We start from the raw sequence: 6651 nt of genomic DNA, 5'->3' as shown, positions 1-6651 counted from the left end.
TTTTGAGAAAAATCCTTCCCGCTGTCTTTTCCTTTGATGATGCCCTTTGTACCGCTTTTCAACTGTGGTAACTATATCAGCAGGAAAAAGCCTTAGAGACAGACACCGCCCGATTGGTTGTGCAGATCACCACAACCTCGCCGGATGAACGGCTGAATTGTGTGATGGACTTTGCTACGAAATGGACTGCAAATGTATCCGTTGAATATGACGGTTTCTCTTACCACATGGACTTGCTGAAAGCAGAAACCGACGCCACTCCTTCTCCTGACGGCAAAGTGGAAGTGACGGTTATTGCAACTGCCACAGAGGATGGCTTGGAAATCTCCTTGGCAGAGAACCCTTTGGGCGGTGCGGATTTTTTCAAGGTAGAACAGGGCTTTGCAGACGGGGTCGGGAGCATTACCGCTGTTGTTTCCCGTCAGCACATTGAGGATGCTGTCAGTGCCGTGCTGATGATATTGCCGTTTACCGCCATTCTCTGCATGGTAATCTCTGTTTTGTTCGCCCTGGCCTACTCCCGAATGTTCACCCGGCCCATTGAGCAGATCAGCGCCGCAGCGGAGCAAATGCGGAAATTGGAGCCTGACGCCCATTGTCCCAATGACACGCAGGACGAGTTGGGAATGTTGGCTGACAATGTGAACAGCTTATATCAAACACTTCTATCCACCATTCAGACCTTAGAGCAGGAAATTGAAAAGGTACAAGCCGCTGATATTCAAAAGTCGAATTTTCTGCGGGCAGCGTCCCACGAACTGAAAACGCCCGTTACCGCCGTCAGCGCCATGCTGGAAAATATGATCCTTGGTATTGGGAAGTACAAGGACAGGGACACCTACCTCGCCAAATGCAAAGTGTTGACAGACCGGCTTGCCCAAATGATAAAGGAAATCCTTGACGCATCCAGGGCGGAGTTTGCCGGAGAACAGGAACAGACCGACTTTCTGATTACAGATGTTCTTGGAACGGTCATGGAGCCGTATCAAATCATCGCAAAAGCCAAAGGCATTGCGTTCTCTATCGAGGAAAGCGAACCATATACCGTACATCTCCCGCAGGGCATGATTGAAAAGGCCATTTCAAATATTTTGGCAAATGCAGTCTCCTATACCAAGCCGGACGGAGTGATTCATATTTCCTGCAAGGGGTAGCAGCTTGTCATAGAGAATGAGTGTACCCCCATCCCCCCGGAACACCTTGCCCATATTTTCGAGCCGTTCTACCGGCCCGACTATGGCCGCAACCGGGCAGCGGGGGGAAATGGGTTAGGGCTGTACCTCGTTTCCACGATTTTGAAATCCCTCGATATTTCCTACACATTTGCACCGTCCGAAAATATAAAAGGTATGTCCTTTCAAATTTTCTTCTGACACGCAAATTCCATATTAGATCCACATACCACCCATAATAGCTCCACATTAGAGTGCTAAGATACCTCCATCACATTGATAGGAGGTATCTTTTTTTGAATGTTCTGAAACGGGCCTTTCTCTATGACACGCGAAAAAGAGGAAAAAGCCTGACCCTGTTCCTGCTCTTTACGCTGATTACGATTCTCATTACAATCAGTTTTTCCGTATTGAGCGCAACCCAGGCCGCAGCCACGAATCTGCGGGAAACGGTAGGTGCGTCCTTTACGCTGCGTGGAAAGCCGATGGAGTTCAGCGCGGACGAGACAAACTTCGCCATGCAGTTTGCCCCCATTTCCCAGCAAGACATTGACCTGATTGCGGACAGCACCGAAATCAAAGCCTGCAATGCTCAGCAATCGGCCACCGCAACGGCCAGCGGATTCATTTTCCCCTCTGGTATGCCGTCTGGCACGATCTCTGCCAATACATCATCTGTATGGAACCGAAACTTCACCAGCGGCATTGTGACGCTGGCTGAAGGACGGCATATCAACCAAGACGATCAGTACGCTGCCCTGGTCAGCCGGGAGCTGGCAGAGGAAAACGAACTGGATATTTGCAGTGAATTGTCATTAGGCCCAGCGGCAACGGTGAAGATCATCGACATTTATGAGAGCGACCCAAGCATGGAGTTTGACAACGACACCATTTTCACAGACCACAGCACCTATTGGGCCTTGACGGAAAGCGCAGCCGGAACCTATTCGGGACGGGTGGATTTCTTTGTCAGTGACCCGGCCAGACTGGAAACGGTTATGGAACAGGTCAAGAAGGATGTGCCGCTCTAATGGGAGGACTACACGCTTCTGGTGGACATGGCAGAGTACGACGCTATTGCTTATCAGCTTTCAACCATTGGACGGCTGACAACACTCCTGATCGTTTCAGCAATTACCGTTAGCATAATTGTCCTCTTTCTGATACTCGCCATGCGTATCCGGGGCCGTATCCATGAAGTCGGCGTTCTGCTGGCAGTTGGAGTAGCAAGAAGGCATATCATCGCACAGTTTTTAATTGAAACCACGGCGATTCTGCTGTTGACATTCCTCTTTTCCTGTCCCGTCAGCTATTTTGCCGCTATGCAGATCGGGACGTTCCTGCGGGATATGGTCGGCGCAGTCAGTATTGACCTTCCGGCCTGGAAATTGCTTTTGCAGTACGGGATCGAGGTTCTTGCTGTGATTGCTGGTGTGATGATAGCTGCATATCCAATTTTCCAGCTTCATCCCAAAGAAATCTTATCGAAAATGAGTTAAGGAGGACGCAGATATGATAAAGAGAGCATTTTTCTACACGACCAGGAAAAGAGGAAAAACACTGATCTTGCTGTTGACCCTGTTCGTGATCTCTACATTTGTCCTGACTGGGCTTTCCATCCTGGCAGCGGCAGACCAGTCCGCATTAAGCCTGCGGCAATCCGTGGGCGGGAGCATCAAGCTGGAGCTGGACAAGGACAACCGCCAGAATTGGACATATCAGCAGGGCGTTGGCGGTACGATGGTGGGCTATACTGGTACACCGATTACAGACGCGGATATTGAGAAGGTCATGAGCGTCAAGGGCATCCGCAGCTATAACGGTGCAGGTGATGGCAGTGTCTTTGCAATGAATTTTTCCTTTATCTCCGGCTTCAGCTTTGGGCCGGGGAGCGATTACAGCCGCCTTCCCTCTGTTTCAAACTCCGAATATTTCAACTATTTCCGGCGAGGGGCGTTCATGCTGGTCGAGGGTCGGCATATCACCCCGGAGGACGATCACTCCGTCTTAATCAGTACCGCACTTGCTAAAAGAAACGGGTTGAAGCTGGGCGACACCATCACTGTGCAATGCTGCTATGACGCTGGCGGTTATCCCAATGTAACCTTGAAAATTGTTGGCATTTATAAAAGCACAATGGACGATGGGGGATTTACCACTACATCAACAGATAAGCGAAATCGTCTGATTATCGACCACAAGGCCATGCAGGAGATCATGATGCACAATGTGATCCAGTACGACAATGGCGTGGAGTTTTTCGTGGACGACCCCAGGGACATTGATAAAATCGCGGCGCAGATACAGAAGTTAGACCTGGATTGGAGCTGCTTCAAGCTGACTGTTGATAATACCGCCTATGAAGCCGTGGCATCCTCTCTGACCGCTATGCAGAACATGGTGACGGGGTTGATTATCGGGATCGTGATTGTCAGTATCGGTATTCTGGCGCTGATTCTCAATATGTGGCTCAAGCAAAGGACGCATGAAACGGGCATCCTGCTTTCTATCGGTGTGAGCAAAGTCAAAATTGTGGCGCAGTACATCCTTGAAACACTGATGATTGCCGTGATTGCCTTTGGCCTGTCCTATTTTTCCAGCGGAGCGATTGCACAGGGAACGAGCAATCTGCTGTTCAGTCAAGTAGCGGAAACGCAGCCTATCCCGGAGATTGAAACCCCTGACGATGGGACGGAATATCTGGACATCACCGGCCAGTATATCCCCTATGACACCTCGAACATGGTAGCCCCTGACAGCATCGAAGTTCACATTACCGTGGAGCATCTGCTTTGGGTCTATCTGCTGGGGATCGTCCTCTGCACCGCTGCCGTAACGCTGGCATCCCTGCCAATCGTAAAAATGAAGCCGAAAAACATCCTGTCACAAATGAGCTAAAGGAGATTTTGATTATGAGCATTTTAGAAGTAAAGGGCCTGCAATATTCCTATGAAAACAAAAAGCGAGTTCTGCGGGGCATCAACGCCCAAATGGAACAGGGCAAAATGTACGCCATCCTCGGCCCCTCCGGGTGCGGGAAGACCACGCTGCTGTCTCTGCTGGGCGGTCTGGACAGTCCTTCCAGCGGCCAGATTTTGTACCAGGGCGAGGATATTGCAAAGACCGGCCTTGCCGACCACCGGCGCAGTCATGTGGCGTTCATCTTCCAGAGCTACAACCTGATCGACTACTTAACGCCGGTGGAAAACGTAGCCCTGACCGCAAAGCATCCGCCGTTCCCCATCCTGGAGCAGTTGGGTCTGACCGCAGAAGAAGCAAAGCGGAACGTGCTGAAGCTGTCCGGGGGCCAGCAGCAGCGTGTAGCCATTGCCCGCGCCCTGGCCAGTGACGCACAGGTTATTTTGGCTGATGAACCGACCGGGAATCTGGACGAGGATACCGCCGCTGAAATTACGACTATTCTCAAAGAGAGCGCCCACAACTCAGGTAAATGCGTGGTGATCGTGACGCACTCCAACGAGCTGGCGAAAGAAGCTGATGTGGTTTTCCGGCTCCGTAAAGGAGAGTTACAGATTTCGGATGTATCTGAAGTAGAAAAGGAGAGAAAAAGAAAATGAAAAAACAGAGTGCAATCGCTTCTTTCAATGAAAAAGCGGAGCTTTCTTCCAGCGAACAGGAGTTACTCAAAGAAGCCTTTGATGCGCTTCGTGTTTCTCCTGAACGTGTGAAAGAAACCATAGCGCAGGCCAAGGTGCGAAATCAGCAGAAAGGGCAGTCTTAATGTTGATTATGACAACAGTAATCGCAAAAGCCAGACGTTAAACGCAGAGCGTGATTGCTGCCGGAAAGGGTAATTGAGAGTGAACGAAAAGGATAAATCTTCCCATTGGGTGTGCTGTCCAGTCTGCGGCAGCAGAACACGAACAAAGGTGTACTTCGATACCGTTTTAGTAAGATTTCCATTGTACTGTCCCAAGTGCAAAAAGGAAATCCGGGTGACGGTGGCTCAACTGAAAATGGTGTTGAGTGACGAGCCAGACGCTTAAAGCGCAGAGCCTGCTTCCTACTGACGAAGGATGCAGGCTCTTTTTTGTTTTGCGGCCTATTTGATCTCGGCAGCGGCGTTTGACCTAACTGCACCCAGGACGGACTGGACAACGGGAATCAGCGCGGCAGCCTCCTGCTCGGTGCAATCTTCAATCAGAAACCGGAGTTGGCTGACAGATGGATTTTTAATCTCCATGCCAGGATAGAAAATCTCTTGGGAATCTATCTGAAGCCCACGAACCAGAGGAAACAAAACCGTCATTTTCGGATTTCCTCGATAGTTCTCAATGTTCAAGATTGTGCGCGAATCAATAGAGCAGATTTCAGCAGCCTTGAACTGGGTAAGGCCAAGCCGCTTGCGGGCCTTTTTCACAATGTTACCCAATGTATGAATAAAATCCATCACAATTCACCTCAAGGACATTCTACAATATGCGCCCTTTCGATTGAATCCACCACAATTCGGCTTTTATATGTATCTCAATTCACTAATAAAAAGGAGGGAGTTTCTTAGTGGGTCATAATGCGCCGTTCAGTAAGGAATATGTGAATTTCAATGCTCTGTAAGGGGCGGTCATACTCCAAGCGGTGTACTGCGGTTCACACTAATAAATAGGCCGGGCGGATTACCCCGGTGCCGATCCCCGCCTCCTGTTCAGATTTTGCAAAACCCAAATCTGAACAGGAGGAAAACAGGATGGAGATCACCATCAAAATCAATGGGCGTATGGTGTCCGTTGAAGTCAGCGACGATGTGGCCGAATGCTACGACCAGGGCAGGCGGAAGGCCGAGAATCTTTCCCATGAAAAGCGGCGGCATTGGGATGATCGGGAGTTTGACGAGTACATAGTCGCTGCCGAGGGCCTGCTGCCCTACCAGCCCACACCGGAGGACATCGTATGTCAGCGGGAAACTTTGGCTCTGCTGCTGTCCATTTTGGACACCTGCACAACAATTCAGCGGGAGCGATTTTTACTCTATGCGCTGTACGACTATACCTATGATGAGATTGGATTGCTATACGGCTGCTCCAAGTCCGCCGTCCGAGATTCTATCGAAGCTGTCCGAAAAAAATTTCAAAATTTCTTTCTGGATTGACCCCACCAGGAGCCCGTAAGTGGCTTACCAGGAGAGGGCAGTCCCCTCAAATTTCGCAGATGGGGACAAGCGGCTGCTTGTCCCCCTCGCTCATGTAAGGAGAGATGCCAATGGACAAAAAAGAATCCCTGTTGAAACAGCGTGACGAAGCCAAAAAGGAAGCCCAACAGTATGAGAAGCAAGTAAAAATTCTCCTGAACAAGCAGAGGGACGCAGAGCGCCACGCCCGGAATCACCGCCTGATCGTGCATGGCGCAATCATGGAGGGCGTATTTCCCTTCACCGCCAGTATGGAAGGAGAAGCCCTCAAAGAGTTCCTAATCGCCCTTTCCCGTCTGCCGGGAGCAACGGAGACGGCGGAAAAAGCGCAGG

The 6651-nt window shown here is 50.3% G+C and carries 10 protein-coding genes; 9 read left to right on the top strand and 1 reads right to left on the bottom strand.

Features of this window, described 5'->3' with window-relative positions:
- Positions 1–119 precede the first annotated feature (119 nt).
- The 7 genes from D1646_RS21390 (at position 120) to D1646_RS21355 (ending at position 5179) form a co-directional block, all read left to right on the top strand.
- A complete protein-coding gene (locus D1646_RS21390; protein WP_347565269.1) occupies positions 120–1154 on the top strand; it encodes a HAMP domain-containing sensor histidine kinase in 1035 nt (344 codons plus the stop codon).
- 314 nt (positions 1155–1468) lie between these two features.
- On the top strand, positions 1469–2203 hold the full coding sequence (locus D1646_RS21380) for an ABC transporter permease (protein ID WP_160638382.1): 735 nt from the start codon (positions 1469–1471) through the stop codon (positions 2201–2203).
- 27 nt (positions 2204–2230) lie between these two features.
- Positions 2231–2671: an ABC transporter permease gene (locus D1646_RS21375; RefSeq protein ID WP_160638381.1), complete on the top strand. Its 441-nt coding sequence runs from the start codon at positions 2231–2233 to the stop codon at positions 2669–2671.
- Between the two features lie 13 nt (positions 2672–2684).
- The gene (locus D1646_RS21370; protein WP_160638380.1) at positions 2685–4070 is read left to right on the top strand and encodes an ABC transporter permease; all 1386 of its coding nucleotides are present in this window, start codon (positions 2685–2687) and stop codon (positions 4068–4070) included.
- A gap of 14 nt (positions 4071–4084) precedes the next feature.
- Positions 4085–4750 (top strand): ATP-binding cassette domain-containing protein, encoded by a 666-nt coding sequence (locus D1646_RS21365; RefSeq protein WP_160638379.1) that lies wholly within the window; start codon positions 4085–4087, stop codon positions 4748–4750.
- Positions 4747–4914, top strand: coding sequence for a hypothetical protein (locus tag D1646_RS21360; protein ID WP_160638378.1), 168 nt, complete (start codon positions 4747–4749; stop codon positions 4912–4914). Before D1646_RS21365 ends, D1646_RS21360 begins: the two co-directional genes overlap by 4 nt.
- 79 nt (positions 4915–4993) lie before the next feature.
- Positions 4994–5179 (top strand): cysteine-rich KTR domain-containing protein, encoded by a 186-nt coding sequence (locus tag D1646_RS21355; protein ID WP_160638377.1) that lies wholly within the window; start codon positions 4994–4996, stop codon positions 5177–5179.
- 56 nt (positions 5180–5235) lie between these two features.
- On the opposite strand, the gene D1646_RS21350 is transcribed toward D1646_RS21355, so the two are convergent.
- Positions 5236–5583, bottom strand: coding sequence for a helix-turn-helix transcriptional regulator (locus tag D1646_RS21350; protein WP_160638376.1), 348 nt, complete (start codon positions 5581–5583; stop codon positions 5236–5238).
- Positions 5584–5877: 294 nt separating this feature from the next.
- Between D1646_RS21350 and D1646_RS21345 the strand changes: the two genes are divergently transcribed.
- Complete coding sequence (locus D1646_RS21345) at positions 5878–6279, top strand: sigma-70 family RNA polymerase sigma factor (protein WP_160638375.1); 402 nt, start codon at positions 5878–5880, stop codon at positions 6277–6279.
- A 110-nt stretch (positions 6280–6389) separates the two neighbouring features.
- A partial coding sequence (locus D1646_RS21340; protein WP_160638374.1) for a DUF3847 domain-containing protein occupies positions 6390–6651 on the top strand: 262 nt, incomplete at its 3' end.

This window comes from Pseudoflavonifractor sp. 60 (assembly GCF_009911645.1).
GTDB lineage: Bacteria > Bacillota > Clostridia > Oscillospirales > Oscillospiraceae > Lawsonibacter.
This window is presented reverse-complemented; position numbering and strand designations above follow the sequence as displayed.